Consider the following 19541-nt stretch of genomic DNA (forward strand, 5'->3'; position numbering starts at 1 on the left):
AGCCCTCCGGCGCAAAGGAAAAGGATTACGGCTCCTACTTTGACGATTACGAGGACGTAAAGCCCTCGGCAAGGAGCGTCGCTATCCAGGACTTTGACCCGTTCGCCGCCGTCACCGAAAACGAGGAATATAAAAACAGAAACGAAAAGAAAAACAGAAAGGGTCTTATTATCGCGATCATCGTCGGCATCTGCATCATACTTGCACTTCTCGCGGCGCTCGGATTGATCGCCTGCAACAACGGTTTCTTCGGCAGCAATCCATTCGGAGCTTCGAACGACTCCGCAGCCACCGCGACCACAGCGACCGCGGCTCAGGGCAGCACCTCAGCCACAGGCGCGACAAAGAGCACCCAGCCGACTACAGCCACAGCTACGACGGCTCCCTCGACAACAAAGAGTTCATCTTCGTCCTCATCCGAAAACGAGAAGTCCGAAGCGGCGGAATATGTCACCGTAAAGGTTGTCCGCGGATATACCTTTGAGCAGGCAAAGGAAATGCTCGAGGCTGACGGACTGAAAATCAGCGAAGGCAGACACAGACCCAGCGACGAGTATGATGAAGGTCTTATCATCGCTCAGACTCCCGGCGACGGTCACTCTGTCGAGAAGGGCAGCACCGTAATCGTGGATATCTCCACCGGTCCCGAGGCTACAGAGGCTCCCGCCCCCGCTACCGAGGCGCCGCGTCAAAGCTCGTCCGACGACGGCGAGGTTCCGTTCAGCGCGTGCAAGTACAACACCTCGTATCTCAGTCAGAGCGAGGTCAAGAGCATGAGCCACAGCGAGCTCAATATTGCGTTCAACGAGATCTACGCGAGACGCGGCAGAATCTTTACAGACTCCTCGCTTGACTCGTATTTCCGCTCACAGTCATGGTACACCCCGAAATACACGGCATCCGAGTTCTCTCAGAAGGTTGTCTTTAACGATTACGAAACAAAAAATATTAACCTCATCTACAACGAGCAGCATTCGAGAGGCTACAGATAAGCATGAAAGAACTGATATTGAAGGTGCTGAAAAGCAAGCTGTTGTTCGCCGTGGCGCTTAACCTGATAATCGCGATACTCTGTATCTGGGTTACAGCCTTCTCGTACGCAAACAGCAGCGACTACTACAATTCAATATTGATCTGCCGTGACCATTTTTACTACAGCAGCAACATAAACTACATTCTCGCGGTGATCGTCGGCACGATTCAGTTCGCCGTCACCGATATCAACGCCTTTGTTATGGTTGAGGTCTGCCTCTCGTTCGCGGCGTTCACCTCTATCACCTTTGTGCTTGCGGACAAGTACAATTACCGCAAGGCGTTTGTGTTCAGCATGGTCATCAACATTCTTTTCGCGCTGAACCACTACTCCGAGATCGACAGCACAAAAACCTCGGCTCTGCTTCTTGCAGGCGGCTTCCTTCTTGTTCTCAACGCAATCCGCAACAAGAGATACACGCTTTCCTGCCTTGCAGGCGTGGCTGAGATACTGCTCGGAACGTTTTACTGCTATGTTTATTTCTTTGTCGCCCTCGCGTTTGCGGTTGCATTCTTCCTCGGCGACATGATGGCGAAGAAAAAGTACAGGCTCGACTTTCAGAAGTTTTTCTGGTACTTCCGGCCGTTTTTGCTGATGTTTATTTTCATCACACTTCTCGTGCTCGGCGCGAATCAGTTTTCATACTCCATCAACCACTCGACCGGCGAAAGCGCTGACTATTACGAGTATGAGCGTATTACCGAATCCGTCGACACCCTTCCCTTCCCCGACTTTGCGGAAAACGAGGAGAAGTTCGCGTCTGTGGGCATCGACGACAGCTGCGAATACGAGCTGCTCAAAATGAACTACTACGACCCTGACAAGATGCTCACCATCGACAGCCTGAAAATGGTCAACGAGCTGCAGACGGAAACAAGCGGAAAAACCGTTCTCTATGCCCTCGGAGATGTATTCAACGACATATGGGGTCACATAATCCGCCTTGACGCGTTCGCTATCGCGGGACTTGTATATCTTCTGATATCGGCGGTGTTCATTGTCTACCACAAGAACAGGTTCTCGTTCTTCCCGCTGTTTTACGCAATTACGGCTATCGGCTCGAGCGTAGTCATACGCTACCTCTTTGACGGAGCCGACCACCGCATTTACGGAATCTGGGTTTTCATGATCGTACTGATCCTTTTCTCATTCAATTTTGAGATCGAGCGCAGCCAAAAGCCCTCGTCAAAGCTCAGAATGAGCAACGGATATATGATCATTTCCTGCGCGGTTCTCGTTGCGCTGTTCGCCTCGTATACCGCAGTGTATGTGTTCAGCCACCCCGACAAGGAGGACGACGCGCCGTGGAACCTTATCACGGAGATCAACCGCAATCCCGACTGCTATTACGTTATGGACAACGACAGCATGACGGATTTTGACCACTACACCGAGAACTATCTGCACCCGCTGTGGGGCTTCCGCTACGGATATCTCGAAAATCTCGACAGCTTCGGCTACTTCCACAAGACCGAAATGCTCCGCAAGCGCAACCTGCCCGAGAACATCTATCAGGCATTGCTCTCAAATCACAAGATCTACGTCATCGACAAGAACATCACCTTCAAGAAGGAAAAATACTTCAACCTCAACTACGCCGAAAAACATGAAACCATTTCCTACTCCCTGATAAAGGAAATTGATAACTATAAGGTTTATGAGGTAGTTGTGGAAAGAAACGAAAACTGAATCAATGTATCAGCACCCCTTACGGTATTTTCCGCCGTAAGGGGTAAAGTTTTATGCGCCGATTATCGAAATGTTCTCGTAGGACACGTCGTAGTGAGAAATAACAGCGTCGTCGATTATCAGAGCGTTTGAGTCGTTCAGCTCGGATTCCGGCACAATAACGGTCACTCCCTCGTCGCTGATATAGCACATGCACTCCGAAAAGCCCTTTGCCTTTATTATGCTCTCTATGCTGTCCTGTATCGTAAAGTTTTTGAGTATCTGCTCAACCTTTTTCTGAGCCTCGCTTTTCTCGCCCTCAGCGGCGTTTTCGAGGTCAAATATCTCCTTTGCCTCGTCGATCACCTTGTCCTGAACAGCCTGACGCTTGGTGCGCTCCGACGCAAAATAGCTTCGCTGCTCCTTTGAGAGCGACGAGGTCTGTACCGCCTCGTCCTCCGTACAGGCGACCGTGGCGTTTACATACGAGGCGGCTCCGAGCTCCTTAGGGGTTGACGCCGCGGTAGAATTGAACTGCCAGTTCACATAAACCGCCGCTCCGAGCGCGAGCAGTATCGCCGCCGAGATTACATATCGTTTCTGAAATTTCATAGCATTACCGACCTTTATTCTGATAATTTTGTAATACATACCTTTGCCGTCGAAATGTCGAGCGCCTTTGTTACCGCTTCGGTGATCCGCTCGACTACGACCGGCTCGTCACCGCCCTCGCATACAACAAGCACTCCGCGGATAATCGGCTCGACCTCCTTTGTCTTTGTAGTGCTGTCCTCGAGATACACGTACTCAACGCTGTTCTCCATTGTGAGCAGCACCTTGGTTTTTCCCGCGCCCTGAATCTTTGATATCACCGACTCGAGGTCGCTCTCTATCTTTGTGCTGTAGGTTTTGACCGAAAACTCCTCATCCCTTTCTTTGTGTGAAAATGCGGAAAAATCGACGCTCGACAGCAAAATCATGGCGATCCCCGCAATTCCCGCTATAAATATGATTTTTTTAAGCATGCCGCTGCCGGCTAGCTTTGTTATCTTCTCCCTGATTTTTACTTCATTCATCTTCGCTCCCAAATATACCGGGCTTTATCTGAAAGCTCTGTTCGGTGAGCCTTGAGATCTCAGCCGTCTTTGAAATATCGCTGCTACTGATATATATGCTGACCTGAGAGATAATTATGCTGCTTTCGTCCGCAAAGGCGAGGATAACCTCTACCCTTTCGGGATATATGCCGTTCTGGTTCAGGACAGCGGTTAGGGTATCCTCAAGGTTCTGCCTTGTCGTACTTACAAGCTGCCTTTGGTACGCCTCATCAGCGGTCGCTGTGAGCTCTCCGTAGGTTTGGTACCCGCCGATATCGACGGAAAAATCAGACGCTGCTCGGCTGACGGGAACTATCATTACGCAAACCGTAAACGCCCCTAGCACAAGCCCGAGGATTTTTTTGATCCCGCCGTCCGTCACAAAGCCCGACACCAAAGCGCCGATAAGCGAAGCTGCGCAGGCGGTGACGACCGCGGCGGAAAACCCGTTCACAGACTCCCTCCTATCGTGAAAACAAGGGCGGTTGAGATAATATACACCGTCATCACACACAAGAGCAGCGCCATAAGGACAGACAAGACCTCAGACAAGCCGCCGAGCAGCTTTGCCCCCTGCGGCAAATTCATGACCTCGGCTGTTGATTTTCCTATCCAAAGGGTGAATATCCAGAGAATTGAGCGCATCAGAAGCGGAAGAAAGGTCACGGCAAGCGCTATGATAACAAAGACTCCCACGCCCGATTTGAGGACTGAAACGCTGCCCTGAATCGTCTTGAGCGCCTCTCCTATCGCTGAACCGACTACGGGCACAAACGAGCTGACGGCAAATTTAGCGGCTCTGCCGGATACGCTGTCGAGAGAATTTGACAATACCTGACGTATGCCGAGAACCGCCGAGAACAGAGCCATCATAAAGCCCAGCAGCCACTTCGCAGCCTTTGAGAGCGTTCTTGAAAAGCCGCCGAGGTTAACTCCCGACGACACTCCGCCCGCGATACACAAGCCGAGGAGCATGTACATAAACGGGATTATCACACGCGAGGAAAGCTGCAAAACTCCCTCGCCCAAGCCGATAACCGACGCGTAGTAGGCGGAAGAACCCGCGATACTTCCCGAGGCTGTCAGCAGCAGAGCCGTGACCGGTATGTAGGCGAGCATGAGGTTTGAGGCGTTTACAATAACGTCGCCCGCGGTCTTGATAAGCTCCGCCGCCGGTATCGCCACAGCAGCGCTCAGACAGAGAGCGAGGGTGATATCAAGGGCGTTACCCGTACCTAAGCTGAGCGACCCCTTGTATGCGGTGAGCATTGAACAGATCAGCAGCATTGCGGTGATCGAGATAAGACCCCTGAGCGGAGAGTTGAGATTGCCCGCCGCTATCTTCCCTATTTCCGCCAAAACAGAGTCAAAGGACAGACCCGAGAGACTTGCCGCGTCTGCGCTGTCTGCCCCGAGAGAGAGCATATGAGCCTTCGCTTCGTCGGAAAGACTGTCGTAAATCCCGGACATATCGTAATTTATCTCCTGAGCGCGGGCGGAAAAGGCGGAGAAAAATACGGCAATGATAAATACGGGAATAATAATTAACTTCTTCATGAATACGATAATAATTTTATTACGGCGTTGAGAATGTCCGCGTACAGCGGCAGTGCGGTTATCGTGACGAGGATTTTTCCCGCGAGCGAGACGTTTCCCGCGAGAGCCTGACTGCCCGCGTCGCGACAGGTATTTGCGGCAAATTCCGTCACCAGACAAATGCCGATGACCTTTAACAGAATCGCGACGCACCCCGTGTTGATCTGAGCGGCGGCGACAATGGAATTGACCGTATTGACCACTGACGGCGCCTGTGAGAGCACAAACGCGAGTATCAGCACCGAACCCGCTACCCCGAGAAGCAGGGCTATTTCGGCGTTTTTAGGGCGCAGAGCGGCAATCAGAATGACTGTTACCACCGCAAGCGCGCATATACCGACGATATTCATCAGAACCCGAACAGCTGCTTGATCGTTCTGAACAAGCCGCTTATCTGGCTGACGATAAGCGTCAGCACAACGATCAGCCCCGCTAGCGAGGTGAGCATTGCCTGTTCCTCACGTCCGCTGCGGATAAGCAGCTGACATAGCACCGCCACGATTATTCCGACCGCCGCTATCTTAAAAATCAACTCAACGTCCATCATTAACCTCACAACAGGAGAATCGCCGCCGACGCCCCGGCGAAGAAACCCATGGTTTTATACAGCTTTGATTTTTTGCCGATGTTTTCCTCAGCCTGAGCGATAAGCAGGTCAAGCCGGGCTTCGATCAGACCAAGATGACTGAGCTGTCCCTCCAAATCCGTCTTGCCGAGCTGTGAGCCGCACTCATAAATCAGCTCAATATCAGCCTTACCCAGCGACCAAAACCGCGGTATGCCGCCGACGGCTTTGTTCCAGCAGGCTTCAAACGGCTCGCTGCCGCCGCAAAAAGGCATAGGCAGCCGCGTCTGATCCATACAGGATTGCACAACTATAAAGATATCTCCGCCGCTGAACCGCAGCCGGGTTTTCATTGCCTCCAAAAACGCCTTGAAGCGGTTCAGAAAATCACGGCGGGCGTACAGTCTTTTCGCCAAAAGCGCTCCCGCCGAATATGCCGCCGCGACCAAAAGCAGGCAGCCGAGGATTTTAAGCGGCACGGCGCTCACCGGAGCTTTTCACCGCGGAAACCCTTCTGTCCTTAAGAAATACATGGGTTGAAAACGCGTTTGTCCCCGACAGACCGGCAAAAGCCGTGCACTCCGTGTTCTTCGCGTGCGCCGTCGCGATTACCGAAACACCGCAGCGGCGGCACTCAGAGAGCGCTTCAAACTCGTCTGCCGAACCGATTTCGTCACAGATAATAATTTCGGGCGACATACTGCGCACCGCCTGAATGATCGCGGAAGCCTTCGGGTAGCCGCAAAAAACATCGCACAAGCCGACGTCGTTCTGAGGTTCACCGCCGACGCAGGCGGCAAGCTCGCCGCGTTCATCTATCAGCGATACCCTGTATCTGTATGACAGCTGTCTTGCGAGGTCGCGCAGATAGGTTGTTTTGCCGGAATTCGGCGCGCCGCAGACAAGGACTCCGCCCGTGATATCCGGAATCTGCCGGAGCAGCACGTCCGCACAGCCGCGCACCTCGCGGGCAAAACGAAGATTAATTGAGCTGATATCGCGGATATTTGCAATGCTTCCGCCGCGCATGACCGCAGTGCCGCAGATACCCGCCCGATGACCTCCGCGAAGTGTGACAAAGCCCTCCGCGATCTCGTTCTGACGGCTGTAAACCGAATATTCGCAGATAGTGTGAACAATGCTTTCGAGCATTTGCCTGTCCGCCTTGAGCAGGGAATCCGATATAAACTGCGTCAGCCTTCCCGAAGGCGTTATATACAGCGTCTCTGCCGTACAATGAACGCACACCGGACGGTTGACCCGCAGGCGTATCTCTGTTATTTTTGACGACAGCTCATCAGCCTTGTCAAGCAAAAATCCGCCCAGCGGCTCCGTCAGACATGAAACCGCCCGGCGGTAACGGACTGATTCTTCCTTCATGCTTATCATTCCTTTCGTTGGATTACAGTTAATTCTATGCGGACAGGCATAAAAATAGACCTGCCGTTCAAGACAGGTCTGTAATCATTTTCAGGAATTCTTCCTCGCTGAGAATCGTAATGCCGAGGGTCTGAGCCTTTGTCAGCTTGCTGCCGGCTTCCTCTCCCGCGAGAACATATGAGGTTTTCTTCGAAACCGAGGACGAGGTCTTGCCGCCGTGCTGCTCAATGAGCTTCGACGCCTCGCTGCGCTTCATTGTGGGCAGGGTTCCCGTGAGGACAAAGGTCTTGCCCTCAAAAATTCCGCCCGATTTTTTCTGCTCGGATGGCTTCATTTTCAATCCCAGCTCCTTGAGCTGCGAAATCAGCTCGCGGGTGCTCTCAAGGCTGAAATAGTTCTCGAGGCTCTGAGCCATAACGCTGCCGAAGCCGTCTATTTTCTCGAAATCCTCAGACTTTGCGTTCATTATATCGTCTATGGTGAGGAAATTTTCGCAGACGATCTTCGCCGCCTTCAAGCCGATATTGCGGATTCCCAGCGCGAAAACAAGTCGGTACAGCTCGTTTTCCCTTGACTTGTCTATCGCCGCGATGAGGTTGTTGGCGGATTTCTCAGCCTTGCGGTCGAGAGCGGTGATCTGCTCCGGGGTGAGTCTGTATAAATCGGCGGGAGATTTTACCAGCTCTCCGTCGATCAGCTGCTCCAGAACGGCGGGTCCCAGACCGTCGATATCCATAGCGTCGCGGCTGACAAAGTGGATCAGATGCCGCTTCAGCTGAGCCGGACAGTCGGTGTTTGTGCAGCGCACAGCAGCCTCGTCGTCCCGGGATACAGGGCTGCCGCAGGAAGGACAGACCTTCGGGAACTCAAACGGTACGGCGTTTTCGGCGTGTTCGCTGACGGAAAGCACCTCGGGAATTATTTCGCCCGCCTTGCGGATAATCACGGTATCGCCGACGCAGATGCCTTTTTCCTCGATAAAATCCTTGTTGTGCAGCGTCGCGCGGCTGACTGTCGTTCCCGCAAGAAGCACAGGCTCAAATATTCCCACCGGTGTGAGTACGCCGGTTCTGCCGACGTTTATCTCGATATCTATAAGCTTTGTGGGCTTTTCCTCGGGCGGATATTTGTAGGCTTCCGCCCATTTCGGGTACTTCGCGGTGCTTCCGAGCATATCGCGGACTGAAAAATCGTCGACCTTTACGACGGCGCCGTCGATAGCGTAATCGTACTCGCCGCGGTTGTCACCGATTTTTTTTATCTCCTCAATAACCTCGTCAATAGTCTCGCACACGGTGTAAAACGAGGTCGGAAATCCCAGCTGCGAGAGGTAATCGAGGCTTTGGCGGTGTGAATCAAACGTCACGCCTTCGATCTGCTGAATGTTGAAAACAAAAATATCGAGCTTCCTCCCGGCGGTGATCTTCGCGTCCTTCTGACGGAGCGAGCCCGCCGCGGCGTTCCGCGGATTCTTCGCGGGCTTTTCCTCGTTTTCCTCCTGTCGTCTGACTAGCTCGTCAAAGCTTTTGAAGGACATATAGACCTCTCCGCGCACCTCAAGAAACGCGGGAGCGTTCGGTATGCGCTTTGGAAGGCTTTTGATCGTCATCAGGTTATCGGTAACGTCCTCGCCCGTCGTGCCGTCTCCTCTTGTCGAGCCGCGCGTAAACACGCCGCCGGTGTACTCGCAGGAAACGGAGAGTCCGTCAAACTTCGGCTCGACTACATACCTCGCGCCGGGTGAGACCTCGCGCACCTTGCGGTCAAAATCGCGCAGCTCGTCCTCGGAAAAGCTGTCGTGCAGGCTTTCCATCGGAACCGTATGAACTACCGGCGAGAACTTCGCTCCCGCGTTTCCGCCTACGCGGTTTGTCGGAGAATCTGGCGAGCGGAACTGAGGAAACTGAGCCTCGAGGTTTTCGAGCTCGCGCAGGAGCATATCGTACTCGTAGTCAGAGATCTCGGGAGCGTCATTATTATAATATAGGTTATTGTGGTATTCGAGCGTTTTTACAAGCTCGTCGATTCTGCTCTTTGCAGCCTGCTTTTGCATTTTATCACCTGTAAATAAGGGCGGCAAAGACCGCCCCGATAGTTTATTTTAGCTGAGAATATCCTTTTTCGCGGAGGAAGGTCGACTCCAGATCGGCGAGGTGCAGTTTGACAGCAAGCGGATATTTGTCATACGCCTGACTGATGACGTTGCTGTTTTTGTCGCCGAATTCGCCCATGTGCCAGCGGATAGCCATTGCCTCCTCGATTTTGAGCCGCATCTTGCGCTCGATCAGGAACACCGACTTTTCTCCGTGACCGTAAGGGAACTGATCCTCGATCGCAAAATAAGGCACCTTCTCCCACTGACCCGTCTGCTCGTTCTTGACGTTGCGGGTGGACACCTTGTAAAACTGCGCCTTGCACAAATCGTGGAGAAGCGCGCAGATAGCAAAGCTCTCGACGCTGTCGGTTTCCTCGTCAAAATGCTTTTCCATCATGGTATTGAAAACGCTGACGGAATGTATCACGAGTCCGCCCTCACAGGCGCAATGGTATCGCGCGCTCGCGGGAGCTGTAAAGAAATCCGTGCGCTGCAGCCATTCAAGCAGCTCGTCAGCGCCTTTCCGCGTGATATTTTCCTTGTAAATCTCAATGAATTCTTCCTTTGGGGTCATGATCTTCCCTCCTCTTCTTTACGGAAAACGCGGTAACCTCCGCAGGGAAGTTACCGCATTAGAATAACCTTATTGTATGTAATTATTCAGCGTCGGCAGCTTCTGCGGGCGCTTCCTCTGCGGGCGCTTCCTCAACAGTCTCCTCAGCCTTTACGGGAGCCTGCTCGTCCTCGGGAAGGAGAGCTCTCATGGAAAGGCTTACGCGCTTCTTGTCAAAGTCAATAGCGGTGATCTTAGCAGCAACGGTATCGCCTACGGAAAGCACGTCGGCGGGCTTGTCGATTCTCTTGTTGGCGATCTGAGAAATGTGGATAAGACCGTCAATGCCGGGAATGATGTTAGCGAACGCGCCGAAGGTGGTAAGACCGACGATTGTCGCGTTGACAACGGTGCCCTCGGGATAATCTCTCTTGAGGATCTCCCAGGGATTGTCGTCGGCGTTCTTGAAGCCGAGAGAGATCTTCTTGGTCTCCTCGTTGATATCCTTGATGTATACCTCAACGGTGTCGCCTACGTTAACGACCTCTGAGGGGTGCTTGATGTGCGTCCAGGACAGCTCGGAAATGTGGATCATGCCGAATACGCCGCCGAGATCAACGAACGCGCCGTAGCTTGTCAGAGACTTGACAACGCCTGTGTAGCGCTTGCCTACCTCGCAGTTCTTCCAGAACTCCTCGCGCTGAGCAGCTCTCTGCTCCTTGAGCACGCTGCGGATAGAACCGATTGCTCTCTTGTATCTGCCGCGCTGTGAAACCTCGATAAGGCGGAAGTCAACATCCTGACCTACGAGGTCCTCAAGCTTCTCGTCACGGCTCGCTGTAGCCTGTGAAGCGGGGATAAATACTCTTACGCCGTTGTAAAGAACGATTACGCCGCCCTTTACAGCCTCTGTTACCTTGCTTGTAAGGATCTCCTGTGAATCTACCTTCGCCTGGAGCTCCTCCCAGCACTTCTGAGCGTCTACTCTGCGCTTGGAAAGCATGATGGTGCCTTCCTGATCGTTGGTCTTCATGATAAGAAGCTCGATTTCGTCGCCTACCTTGACGATGTCCTCAGGCTTCGCTGCAGGATCATTTGACAGCTCAGACACGGGAACAAAACCGGTCTGTTTTCTGCCGACGTCGACCTGTACTTCATTAGGCGCAATGCTGATGACAGTACCCATTACCCTCTCATTTGTATTTAAGTTTTTGAGGGATTCTTCAAGCAACTCCTCAAAAGATTCTTCTAAATTTGTTGTTTCACCGGATTTGATTTCTTCACTCATTGTATCCAGTACCTCCTTTATTATCTTTGCAGGCGTTGAAGCGCCCGCAGTTACGCCTATGTTTTCGGCAGCGCGAACCTGATCGAGATCGAGCTCGGCGGCGGTTTCAATAAGCACCGTGTTCCCGCATCTGCGTTTGCATATATCAAAAAGCTTGGCTGTGTTGGAACTGTGGCGGTCGCCTATGACTACCATAAAGTCCGACTGAGCGGCAATTTCATCCGCTTCACTCTGCCTAACTGACGTAGCATTACATATTGTATCAAATATTTTTGAATTTGTACATAGTTTTTTTATCTTTTTTACAGATTTTTTCAATTCTTTTGTGTCGAATGTTGTCTGTGCCACCACTTTCACCAATTTATTATTCTCTTTCAGAACATTGGTAAGCAGATTGTCTAATTCGACTTCATTGTTAAAAGTATAACAATCGGTTTTGCAGTTGCCGATGATGCCTTTTACCTCGGGGTGACTCGCGTTTCCCGCAATCAGAACAACCTCTTCGCCCGGAATCGCTTCGCTTACGATCCTGTGTATCTTCTTTACAAAGGGGCAGGTCGCGTCCTGATACTCAACGCCTCTTTTGTCGAGCTCATCGATCACGGACTTGGGCACGCCGTGTGAACGGATAACAAGGATCTCGCCTTCACGTATCTCATCGACGCTCTCGACCGGACGGCAGCCCTGTTTTTCCAGCTCGCGGACGACCTCCATGTTGTGTATGATCGGGCCGAGCGTGCAGACCTTGACGTCGTGGTCGACCAGCTCCCTGACCATGCTTATCGCGCGGTTCACTCCAAAGCAGAAGCCCGCGGAATCAGCCTTTTTTATACTCATTGAGAGCTCTCTCCCTCATCTTCTTTATTTCGCCCATTATCATGTTTGAAGCGTCCTTGAGCTCGCGTCTGCCGCCGTCGACGGTCAGTCCGAGCTGCTGCGGCGTCAGCGGCTTGCCGAACTCAACCACGCGCTTCGCAAAAATATTCTTGGGGTTGCCGACGATCGTGATACACGCCGGGACAACCGGAACCTGCATCTGCTGGGCTACAAGCGCGCAGCCGCTTCTCGGGCGCATAAGCTCGCCTGTCTTGGTTCTGCCGCCCTCGATAAAGATCGTCATCACGTTGCCCTCTCTGATAAGATCCTCGCCTGTCTTTATCGCCTTTCCGTCGCCTGCGCCGCGCTCAACCGGAAACGCTCCGAGAGCGCGTATCAGCGCGCCGAAAAACTTGTTTTTGAAGAGCTCGACCTTCGCCATAAAGTACATTCTGCGCTTTGAGGAAAGACCCATAAGCGGCGGGTCTGAGTTCGCGATGTGGTTGCTCGCTATGATAACGCCGCCCTCAGAAGGGATATTATCGGCGTTTACTGTCTTGAATCGGTACAACAGCTTGAAAATCGGCATGCATATACCCTTGCCGATAGTGTATAAGACCTTGTTTTGTGCCATCAGCGATTCTCCTTTATCACTGAAATAATCTTGTCGACGCTCTGCTCGAAGTCAAGCTCTGTCGTGTCGACCGTAACGCTGCCCTCGGCGGGCTTTAGCGGCGCGATCTCACGGTGGGAATCATTGTAATCGCGCGTGATAACGTCCTGTAGGATATCCTCGTATTTTACGTCCATACCCTTTTCGACCAGCTCCTTAAAACGGCGCTGCGCGCGTGCCTCGGGAGATGCGGTGAGAAAAATCTTGACCTTCGCGTCGGGCAATACTACGGTGCCGATATCCCTGCCGTCCATGATAACGTCGTTGGTCTTTGCCATATCGCGCTGCAAATCGAGCAGATACGCCCTCACAGCGGGAATCGCGGAGATTTTTGACGCCGTCATCGAAGCCTCGGGTGTGCGTATCTCGCCGGAAACATCTTTGCCGTCGAGAAGAACGATCTGCTCTCCCTGAGAGTTGAAGGTGAGCTCCACCCTGATCTCAGAGAGAAGCTTGTCCACCTCGGGTGAAGCGACAGGTTCGATGCCGCGGATTGACGCTGCAAGACCTACGGTGCGGTAAAGCGCGCCCGTATCAACGTAAATATATCCGAGCTCCTTTGCGGCTCTTTTTGCTATAGAGGATTTGCCCGCTCCTGCGGGACCGTCCAATGCGATTGCGGTTGACATACAAAACTTCCTTTCAATATTACGATAACGCGGCATTCTCGCCCGCGAGTCTGCCGGTGCTCCATGCTATCTGAAGATTAAAGCCGCCTGTATAAGCGTCGCAGTCGATGACCTCTCCCGCGAAATACAGACCGCTGACGAGCTTGCTCTCCATTGTCTTGGGATTTATCTCGCCTGTTTTAACGCCGCCGGAGGTGACAATCGCCTCCTCGATCGGGCGGAAGCCGCTGATCGGAATCGTATAGCCCTTGAGGATATCGCAGAGCCTGTGCCTTTCCTCGCGGGTGACGGCGTTGCATTTTTTATCGAACGGAACTCCCCAGCGTTTAAGCACGGGGATTATTATTTTCTTTGGCAGCAGCTTTGAGAAGGAGTTTGAAACGTCCTTGTTTGAGTTTGCCCTGAATTCATTTTGCAGACGGCGGTCAAGCTGCTCGCTGTCGAGAGCGGGCTTGAGATCGATCACCGCCGTGTAGGTATCCGGCGGGATATCGCGGATATGGGAGCTTGCGGAAAGCACCATGGGACCGCTTATTCCGAAATGGGTGAAAAGCATCTCGCCGAAATCGGAGTATAATTCTTTATTGGAATTTTTATCAATTATTTTCAGAGAAACGTTTTTGAGAGCGAGTCCCTGCATCGACTTGCATTCGGGGTCGCTGCTCTCGAGCGGCACAAGCGAGGGCTTGAGCTCAGTCACTGTATGACCCGCCTGCTTCGCGAGGATATATCCGTCGCCGGTAGAGCCTGTCAGCGGATAGCTCTTACCGCCGCAGCAGATTATTACGCTGTCGGCATAATAACTCCGGCTCTCGCCCTTGACGCCGATTACCTCTCCGTTTTCTAAAATCAAAGCCTGAGCGGCGTCGTTGACGATTTTTACGCCGCTGTCAGATACATAATCGCGCAGAGCGTCAACCACGTCCACAGCCCGGTCTGACAAGGGAAAAACACGGTTTCCCCTCTCGGTTTTAAGCTCCAGTCCCAGACCCTCGAAAAAACTCATCGTATCCGAGGGAGTAAAGCGGTTGATCGCGGAGTAAAGGAACCTGCCGTTGACGGGAACGTTATTGATAAAGGTCTGAACGTCGCAGTTATTTGTGAGGTTGCAGCGTCCCTTGCCGGTAATCATGATCTTTCTGCCGACGCGCTGGTTTTTTTCCAGCAAGGTCACGCCCGCTCCGTTTTCGGCGGCTGTTCCTGCGGCGATCAGTCCCGCGGCTCCCGCGCCGACGACCAGAACCTTCTTACTTATCATTTTTATCAGCCTTTTCGTCGTGGTTGGTGTAAACGCCCTCGCGGTTCCACACGTCCTCAAGAGCGTGGAAGGTCTCTGAAACCTCGTCCTTCTTCTTGAGAACCGTCGCGACGATCAGCGCGTTGATAAGACTCAGCGGCGCTACGAGCGAATCGACGATGGAAGCCATATCGCTTCTCGCGATCAGAATCGAGTCCGCCGACTGAACGAGCGGAGACGCCATGCTGTCGGTGATAGCCACGGCGTGGGCTCCTCTTGAACGTGCGAAATCCATAGCCTCGATCGCCATTGAGCTGTATCGGGGGAATGAGATACCGATCATTACGTCGTCCTCGGTAATGCGGAAAATATGCTCGTAGGTCGAGGTCGCCGAGGTTGTGTTGATAAGCACGACGTTGTCGAAAATCAGCTCGAAGTAATAAGCGAGGAAGCCCGCGATCGCTCCCGTTGAACGCACGCCGAAGATATAGATGCGCTTGGCGTTGCAGATCTCGTCAACCGCGCGGTTGAAGTCCTCGTGCGAGGTCTCCTCTATCGTGCGGCGTATCTTGTCGATATCCTGATTTAGCACGCTGTCGAGGACGTTGCCGTTGCCGATCCTGCTGGAGGTAACTTCGATCCGCTGAACAGAGGTGAGCTTGTTGCGGATCATCTCCTGCATCGCCTTTTGCAGGCGCGGATAGCCGTCGTAGCCGAGCTCGGTCGCAAAACGGACAACCGTGCTCTCTGAAACGCCGACGGTCTCGCCGAGCTTTGAGGCGGTCATAAACGCCGCCTTATCGTAATGCTCCTCGATATAAAGCGCAATTCGCTTCTGTCCCTTCGAAAAGCTGTTCATCATCAAGTCTATTCTTGTCAAAAGGTGTGTTATCATTACTATGATACTCCTTATAATATTCTCATACATATTTCATTTTATCACACTCACTTGCAGAATTCAATATTTTTTGAAGGAAATTTCCTTTTATGCGAAATATTCCTGACGTTGCAAAAGGTTTTGGTTGCAAAAAAATAATGACTATGATAATATTATAGTATGACAAAGGAGGTCGGACAAAATGATTGCAATCATCGATTACGGCGCAGGCAATATACAGAGCGTTTACAAGGCGCTCAGGCATATCGGCTGCGAATGCTTCATCACAAATAAAAAAGACGAGATTCTAGCTTCCGACGGCGCTATTCTCCCCGGAGTAGGCTCCTTCGGCGACACCGTCGACAATATGGAAAAGCTCGGTATCAGGGAAGCTGTAAAGGAGTTTATCGCGAGCGGCAAGCCGTTTCTGGGCATTTGTCTCGGGCTGCAGCTTCTGTTCCCCGCGAGCGAGGAAAGCCCCGAGGCTGACGGTCTCAATATTTTCGCGGGCAGCATACGCAAAATCCCGAAAAAGGACGGGCTTAAAATCCCGCACATGGGCTGGAACAGCATTGAAATCAATTCCTCGAGCAGGCTTTTCAAGGGAATTGAAAGGAATCCGTACGTATATTTTGTCCACTCGTATTTTCTCAACGCCTACGAGAGAGATATCGTGGCGGCTCAGACGGAGTACGGAGTGATGATTGACGCGGCGGTGGAAAGGGACAACGTGTTCGCCACGCAGTTCCACCCCGAAAAAAGCGGCGAGACCGGTCTTAAGATCCTGAGAAACTTCGCCGCGATTGTGGAGGGCTGACTATGTATGCAAAAAGGATAATTCCCTGCCTCGACGTAAAAAACGGCAGAGTTGTAAAGGGCATAAGCTTTGTAAATCTCGTTGACGCGGGCGATCCCGTGGAATGCGCCAAGCAGTATGACGCTCAGGGCGCTGACGAGCTCGTATTTCTCGACATCACCGCTTCGAGCGATTCGAGGAACATAACTATCGACATGGTTGAAAAGGTTGCGAACACCATTTTCATTCCGTTCACCGTAGGCGGAGGAATCCGCAGCGTAGACGATTTCAACGCGCTTCTCAGAGCCGGAGCGGACAAGGTATCCGTCAACTCCGCCGCCGTAAACCGTCCGGAGCTCATCAGCGAGGCGGCGTACAAATTCGGCAGCCAGTGCGTTGTAGCCGCTATCGACGCAAAACGCAGCGGCGACAGCTGGGAGGTTTACATAAACGGCGGAAGAACTCCCATGGGCATTGACGCCGTGGAATGGGCGGTTCGCTGCGCCGAGCTGGGAGCCGGAGAAATACTGCTCACCAGCATGGACGAGGACGGTCAGAAAAAAGGCTACGACCTCGCCCTGACAAGAGCGGTGTCCGAAAGCGTGAATATCCCCGTCATCGCGAGCGGCGGCGCCGGCGCTCCCGAACACTTTTATGAAGCCTTTACCGAGGGCAAGGCGGACGCTGTGCTCGCAGCCTCGCTCTTCCACTTCGGCGAAATCCAGATCCCGCAGCTCAAGCAGTATCTGACGGTCAAGAATATCCCTGTCAGAATCTAGAAAGGATGAAGCATCATGGTAGGTTGTCCCACCTGCGGGGCGGCTCTGAGGTTTGACATAGCTTCGCAGAAAATGGCGTGCGACCACTGCGGAAACTTTTTTGAAACGCAGAGGCTGGTCGACAACAGCTCGCGCGACGACGCCCGTTCCTCTCAGTTTGACAGCTACGTATATATCTGTCCCTCCTGCGGCGCGGAGCTGCTGACTACGGACAAAAACGACGCTGTGGGCTTTTGCCAGTACTGCGGCGGCGCGTCGATGATTTACGAAAAGATGCGTCAGGAATGGAAGCCCGACTACATCATTCCCTTCAAGATTACCAAGGAGGACTGCAAAAAGCAGTACTGCAAAGAGGTGCGGCGTCACCCCTTCGTTTCGGGCAAGTACAGCAAGGCAGACCTGATTGAGAGCTTCCGCGGCATATATATGCCGTACTGGAACTACCGCGCCGTTATGAACGGTCAGTTCCGCGTTCCGGCGAAATCGGAGCGTCAGCACGTTTCTCTGAATACATATGAAATAGTACACTACGACGTTGTCGGCAACTCAAACCTCGCTCTTGAGGGCTATTCCCGCGACGCGTCAGTAAACTTTGACGACGACATCAGCGACGCTCTCGCTCCGTATGAATACCGCCAGCAAATGCCGTTCGCGCCGGGTTACCTCAGCGGCTTTTACGCGGAATCCGGCGACGTCAGCGCTCACGAGTACGATTCCGCGATCAACCTCGAAACAAAAGAGGACGCGGTAAACATTCTCCTTAACGACAGCGCCGTCAAAAGCTGCTGCGAAAAGCTCAAGGTGACGCCCTCAACAGACGAAGTAAACGCCAATGTTAATATCGAGTCCGCAAAGCGCACACTCAACCCCGTCTGGTTCATGAGCTACCGCAGCGGCAAACAGATAACATACGCCACCGTAAACGGACAGACCGGAAAGGTCGCCGCGGATCTGCCGCTGAGTCCGCTGAGGATCCTCCTTTTCGCGCTGGGAATATCGTCGGTCATCTTCGGCATTATCGCGCTGCTGATGAACTTTGTTCCTTCCATTCCCTCAATCAAGGCGAACGGCACCCTCGGGCTCAGCCTGATACTTATGAACGCGGGTATGTATTATCTGCAAAGCTCCTTCAACCGCACCGTCGCCGGAAAAGGTGGAGTAAAAACAAAGCTCACCAACGGAGGCTACACTGCCGCGCTGCTGATTTGCTTAGTCAGCTTTATCGGCGTGATTTCAGACGGTTCATATGAAAAGGATATGCAGCACATCTGTTTTATTCCGATGCTTGCGACTGCGGTCATCATGCTTCTGGCGCACTTAAAACAGACCGCCGACACAAGCCGTATCAAAAAAATGGTTACCGACAACACCTCGGTTCTTCGCACCCGCGTCATCACCGAAGCCAAAGCCTTTCTGAGAAGGGTCGTATGGCTCAAGCTTGTGATGTATCTCAGTTTAGCTGCCGGCGCTTATGTCGTATACATTGACCCCGCTTACAACGCCGTTTCATACGGTTTAAGCTTCCTCGCGGCGGCTGAGCTGTTCGGTCTGGCTGTTTTCCATATTCACTTCCAGACAAGCGTCGCAAAACGTCCCCTGCCCCAGTTCAACAAGAAGGGAGCGCGTTACGATGAAAACTAAGGTATTTTTCGCGGGCATTATCGCCGCGCTTCTCGTTCTCTGCTGCGTATTCCCGGCGGGAGCCGTTCAGAATCAGGACGCTCAGTACACAAACCCCGAAACCGGTTATGAGGCTGTGATTATCGACGAGCTCGATCTGCTGAATGAAAGCGAGCGTTCGAAGCTTATCGAGGAAATGACTCCTCTCACGGAGTACGGCAACATCGTATTCTGGTCAACCGATGTAAAAAAATCCGACTATATCGACCAGGCAAGAGAAAAACGCCGTTCGCTCTACGATCTGGACAGCGCCTCGATCCTGATGATAAACATGGGCTCGCGCAAGGTGGTTATCCAGTCCTACGGCAAAATGTACGAGTACATCACCGACTCAAAGGCGCGCTCGATCACTGACAACGTGAGTCACTACGCGACTCAGAAGGACTACTACACCTTCGCAAAGGAAGCGTACAGTCAGATGTACTTGACTATGAAGGGCATGCAGATAAGCGAGCCGATGAAGTACACTAGCTATGCGGTCATCGCTTCGATGCTGGGAATAATCATCGCACTCAGCATAGCCTTTTCCAAGCGCCACAATCCCCTGTGCAAGGATTACGAGCACGCGAGGGTAATGACCGCCGGCAACGCGGTTATCGCTCCTGTGAGCGTTTACGAGACAAAGAGAGAGAAAATCTACGTCAGCTCATCCTCAGGAAGCGGCTGCAGCGGAGGTTCCAGCTGCGGTGGCGGAGGCTGCTCGAGCTGCGGCGGTGGCGGCTGCGGCGGTGGCGGCGGTTCGTCATTCTGATTCACAAAAACAAAGAGACTGCCTTGAC

Annotated in this window: 21 protein-coding genes; 6 read left to right on the top strand and 15 right to left on the bottom strand. The window is 52.6% G+C overall.

The genetic code is table 11. From position 1 onward, the window contains the following. On the top strand, positions 1–992 hold a 992-nt coding region (locus tag KQI64_RS00485), incomplete at its 5' end, for a YARHG domain-containing protein (RefSeq protein WP_216522819.1). 2 nt (positions 993–994) lie between these two features. Continuing rightward, complete coding sequence (locus tag KQI64_RS00490; protein WP_216522820.1) at positions 995–2722, top strand: hypothetical protein; 1728 nt, start codon at positions 995–997, stop codon at positions 2720–2722. 51 nt (positions 2723–2773) lie between these two features. Here KQI64_RS00490 and KQI64_RS00495 read toward each other — a convergent pair whose 3' ends face one another. From KQI64_RS00495 to KQI64_RS00565, 15 genes are all read right to left on the bottom strand, one after another. Further along, the gene (locus KQI64_RS00495) at positions 2774–3352 is read right to left on the bottom strand and encodes a SpoIIIAH-like family protein (RefSeq protein ID WP_216522821.1); all 579 of its coding nucleotides are present in this window, start codon (positions 3350–3352) and stop codon (positions 2774–2776) included. After that, positions 3328–3777: a hypothetical protein gene (locus tag KQI64_RS00500; RefSeq protein ID WP_216522822.1), complete on the bottom strand. Its 450-nt coding sequence runs from the start codon at positions 3775–3777 to the stop codon at positions 3328–3330. Before KQI64_RS00500 ends, KQI64_RS00495 begins: the two co-directional genes overlap by 25 nt. Beyond that, complete coding sequence (locus KQI64_RS00505; RefSeq protein WP_216522823.1) at positions 3770–4252, bottom strand: hypothetical protein; 483 nt, start codon at positions 4250–4252, stop codon at positions 3770–3772. The genes KQI64_RS00500 and KQI64_RS00505 overlap by 8 nt, the downstream gene beginning before the upstream one ends. Continuing rightward, complete coding sequence (locus KQI64_RS00510; protein ID WP_216522824.1) at positions 4249–5355, bottom strand: stage III sporulation protein AE; 1107 nt, start codon at positions 5353–5355, stop codon at positions 4249–4251. The genes KQI64_RS00505 and KQI64_RS00510 overlap by 4 nt, the downstream gene beginning before the upstream one ends. Then, complete coding sequence (locus KQI64_RS00515) at positions 5352–5744, bottom strand: SpoIIIAC/SpoIIIAD family protein (protein ID WP_216522825.1); 393 nt, start codon at positions 5742–5744, stop codon at positions 5352–5354. Before KQI64_RS00515 ends, KQI64_RS00510 begins: the two co-directional genes overlap by 4 nt. Next, the gene (spoIIIAC, locus tag KQI64_RS00520) at positions 5744–5938 is read right to left on the bottom strand and encodes a stage III sporulation protein AC (RefSeq protein ID WP_216522853.1); all 195 of its coding nucleotides are present in this window, start codon (positions 5936–5938) and stop codon (positions 5744–5746) included. The genes KQI64_RS00515 and spoIIIAC overlap by 1 nt, the downstream gene beginning before the upstream one ends. 8 nt (positions 5939–5946) lie before the next feature. Then, the gene (locus KQI64_RS00525; protein ID WP_216522826.1) at positions 5947–6438 is read right to left on the bottom strand and encodes a stage III sporulation protein AB; all 492 of its coding nucleotides are present in this window, start codon (positions 6436–6438) and stop codon (positions 5947–5949) included. Then, positions 6428–7339: a stage III sporulation protein AA gene (locus KQI64_RS00530; protein ID WP_216522827.1), complete on the bottom strand. Its 912-nt coding sequence runs from the start codon at positions 7337–7339 to the stop codon at positions 6428–6430. Before KQI64_RS00530 ends, KQI64_RS00525 begins: the two co-directional genes overlap by 11 nt. 67 nt (positions 7340–7406) lie before the next feature. Beyond that, entirely contained in the window at positions 7407–9392 is a 1986-nt protein-coding gene (gene ligA / locus KQI64_RS00535; protein WP_216522828.1) for an NAD-dependent DNA ligase LigA, read from the bottom strand. A 43-nt stretch (positions 9393–9435) separates the two neighbouring features. After that, a complete protein-coding gene (locus KQI64_RS00540; protein ID WP_216522829.1) occupies positions 9436–10008 on the bottom strand; it encodes a hydrolase in 573 nt (190 codons plus the stop codon). An 82-nt stretch (positions 10009–10090) separates the two neighbouring features. Then, positions 10091–12112 (bottom strand): bifunctional 4-hydroxy-3-methylbut-2-enyl diphosphate reductase/30S ribosomal protein S1, encoded by a 2022-nt coding sequence (locus KQI64_RS00545; protein WP_216522830.1) that lies wholly within the window; start codon positions 12110–12112, stop codon positions 10091–10093. Continuing rightward, positions 12093–12725 carry a lysophospholipid acyltransferase family protein gene (locus KQI64_RS00550; protein ID WP_216522831.1) on the bottom strand — a complete coding sequence of 211 codons (633 nt, stop codon included), beginning with the start codon at positions 12723–12725 and terminating at the stop codon, positions 12093–12095. Before KQI64_RS00550 ends, KQI64_RS00545 begins: the two co-directional genes overlap by 20 nt. Next, positions 12725–13393: a (d)CMP kinase gene (gene cmk, locus KQI64_RS00555; protein WP_216522832.1), complete on the bottom strand. Its 669-nt coding sequence runs from the start codon at positions 13391–13393 to the stop codon at positions 12725–12727. The genes KQI64_RS00550 and cmk overlap by 1 nt, the downstream gene beginning before the upstream one ends. A gap of 19 nt (positions 13394–13412) precedes the next feature. Continuing rightward, on the bottom strand, positions 13413–14651 hold the full coding sequence (locus KQI64_RS00560; protein WP_216522833.1) for an NAD(P)/FAD-dependent oxidoreductase: 1239 nt from the start codon (positions 14649–14651) through the stop codon (positions 13413–13415). Beyond that, positions 14641–15525 (bottom strand): MurR/RpiR family transcriptional regulator, encoded by an 885-nt coding sequence (locus tag KQI64_RS00565; RefSeq protein WP_216522834.1) that lies wholly within the window; start codon positions 15523–15525, stop codon positions 14641–14643. Before KQI64_RS00565 ends, KQI64_RS00560 begins: the two co-directional genes overlap by 11 nt. Before the next feature lie 184 nt (positions 15526–15709). On the opposite strand from KQI64_RS00565, the gene hisH reads away from it, so the two are divergent. Genes hisH through KQI64_RS00585 form a run of 4 tightly spaced genes read left to right on the top strand, consistent with a single transcriptional unit; the run spans position 15710 to position 19513 of the window. Then, positions 15710–16324, top strand: coding sequence for an imidazole glycerol phosphate synthase subunit HisH (gene hisH, locus KQI64_RS00570; protein ID WP_216522835.1), 615 nt, complete (start codon positions 15710–15712; stop codon positions 16322–16324). A 2-nt stretch (positions 16325–16326) separates the two neighbouring features. Next, entirely contained in the window at positions 16327–17082 is a 756-nt protein-coding gene (gene hisF, locus KQI64_RS00575) for an imidazole glycerol phosphate synthase subunit HisF (protein ID WP_216522836.1), read from the top strand. A gap of 15 nt (positions 17083–17097) precedes the next feature. Next, a complete protein-coding gene (locus KQI64_RS00580) occupies positions 17098–18723 on the top strand; it encodes a hypothetical protein (RefSeq protein ID WP_216522837.1) in 1626 nt (541 codons plus the stop codon). After that, complete coding sequence (locus KQI64_RS00585; RefSeq protein ID WP_216522838.1) at positions 18713–19513, top strand: TPM domain-containing protein; 801 nt, start codon at positions 18713–18715, stop codon at positions 19511–19513. The genes KQI64_RS00580 and KQI64_RS00585 overlap by 11 nt, the downstream gene beginning before the upstream one ends. Positions 19514–19541: the final 28 nt, after the last annotated feature.

Source organism: Lachnoclostridium sp. MSJ-17 (genome assembly GCF_018918205.1).
Lineage (GTDB): Bacteria > Bacillota > Clostridia > Oscillospirales > Acutalibacteraceae > Ruminococcoides.

What these genes read in the sequence shown, in the direction of transcription:
- KQI64_RS00545 (WP_216522830.1), bottom strand. Translation starts at nt 12,112, where the DNA reads ATGAGTATAAAAAAGGCTGATTCCGCGGGCTTCTGCTTTGGAGTGAAC.
- KQI64_RS00500 (WP_216522822.1), bottom strand. Translation starts at nt 3,777, where the DNA reads ATGAATGAAGTAAAAATCAGGGAGAAGATAACAAAGCTAGCCGGCAGC.
- KQI64_RS00530 (WP_216522827.1), bottom strand. Translation starts at nt 7,339, where the DNA reads ATGAAGGAAGAATCAGTCCGTTACCGCCGGGCGGTTTCATGTCTGACG.
- KQI64_RS00550 (WP_216522831.1), bottom strand. Translation starts at nt 12,725, where the DNA reads ATGGCACAAAACAAGGTCTTATACACTATCGGCAAGGGTATATGCATG.
- KQI64_RS00490 (WP_216522820.1), top strand. Translation starts at nt 995, where the DNA reads ATGAAAGAACTGATATTGAAGGTGCTGAAAAGCAAGCTGTTGTTCGCC.
- KQI64_RS00515 (WP_216522825.1), bottom strand. Translation starts at nt 5,744, where the DNA reads ATGAATATCGTCGGTATATGCGCGCTTGCGGTGGTAACAGTCATTCTG.
- ligA (WP_216522828.1), bottom strand. Translation starts at nt 9,392, where the DNA reads ATGCAAAAGCAGGCTGCAAAGAGCAGAATCGACGAGCTTGTAAAAACG.
- KQI64_RS00495 (WP_216522821.1), bottom strand. Translation starts at nt 3,352, where the DNA reads ATGTATTACAAAATTATCAGAATAAAGGTCGGTAATGCTATGAAATTT.
- hisF (WP_216522836.1), top strand. Translation starts at nt 16,327, where the DNA reads ATGTATGCAAAAAGGATAATTCCCTGCCTCGACGTAAAAAACGGCAGA.
- cmk (WP_216522832.1), bottom strand. Translation starts at nt 13,393, where the DNA reads ATGTCAACCGCAATCGCATTGGACGGTCCCGCAGGAGCGGGCAAATCC.
- hisH (WP_216522835.1), top strand. Translation starts at nt 15,710, where the DNA reads ATGATTGCAATCATCGATTACGGCGCAGGCAATATACAGAGCGTTTAC.
- KQI64_RS00510 (WP_216522824.1), bottom strand. Translation starts at nt 5,355, where the DNA reads ATGAAGAAGTTAATTATTATTCCCGTATTTATCATTGCCGTATTTTTC.
- spoIIIAC (WP_216522853.1), bottom strand. Translation starts at nt 5,938, where the DNA reads ATGGACGTTGAGTTGATTTTTAAGATAGCGGCGGTCGGAATAATCGTG.
- KQI64_RS00560 (WP_216522833.1), bottom strand. Translation starts at nt 14,651, where the DNA reads ATGATAAGTAAGAAGGTTCTGGTCGTCGGCGCGGGAGCCGCGGGACTG.
- KQI64_RS00585 (WP_216522838.1), top strand. Translation starts at nt 18,713, where the DNA reads ATGAAAACTAAGGTATTTTTCGCGGGCATTATCGCCGCGCTTCTCGTT.
- KQI64_RS00580 (WP_216522837.1), top strand. Translation starts at nt 17,098, where the DNA reads ATGGTAGGTTGTCCCACCTGCGGGGCGGCTCTGAGGTTTGACATAGCT.
- KQI64_RS00565 (WP_216522834.1), bottom strand. Translation starts at nt 15,525, where the DNA reads ATGATAACACACCTTTTGACAAGAATAGACTTGATGATGAACAGCTTT.
- KQI64_RS00540 (WP_216522829.1), bottom strand. Translation starts at nt 10,008, where the DNA reads ATGACCCCAAAGGAAGAATTCATTGAGATTTACAAGGAAAATATCACG.